Below are 506 nucleotides of genomic sequence, written 5' to 3'. Positions count from 1 at the left end.
GGCACCGGCCTTTAGGTTTGTGGTGTAGTAAGATTCTTAGAAATAAGGTAGCTTACTAGAAGAATAACAGAGCGGGCTTGCCTATGGCATACCGGCCTGGCTCACGACCAATGGGTGGATTTAGGACCCGCTCTGTTCTGACTTGCCAAGGTTCGTATAGAAATGCGGGACGCAAGGCCCAATAGCAAGGTATCGAACAATAAAGCAAGGTTACTTCACCCTAAACTACCATTTGTTATGGACATTCACTACTTCGTAGGAGTGGATATAGCCAAAAACACTCTGGACTGGGCTGTATTTGATGGTAAAAGCCTTACCCTACAAACCAGTACGGCTAACTCAATTAACGGCATCAAAACTGCTTTGCGGTTATTTAAAAAGCTGTCAGGTTGGAACCCCGAACGGGTTGTGTTTTGCATGGAACATACCGGTATTTACAACGCCCATCTGCTGGATTTTCTCTACCGGCTTCAACTGCCCATCTGGTTAGAAGGTAGTTTGCCGAT

1 pseudogene is annotated in these 506 nt (G+C 46.0%); it reads left to right on the top strand.

Annotated elements, in window-relative coordinates:
- Positions 1-237: 237 nt before the first annotated feature.
- Positions 238-506, top strand: a pseudogene (locus ABD949_RS18170) (IS110 family RNA-guided transposase); the annotation flags it as partial.

It is taken from the genome of Nibrella saemangeumensis (assembly GCF_039541915.1).
In the GTDB taxonomy this organism is placed as follows: Bacteria; Bacteroidota; Bacteroidia; order Cytophagales; family Spirosomataceae; genus Nibrella; species Nibrella saemangeumensis.
The sequence above is the reverse complement of the archived record's forward strand: the minus strand, read 5'-3'. Positions and strand labels throughout refer to the sequence as shown.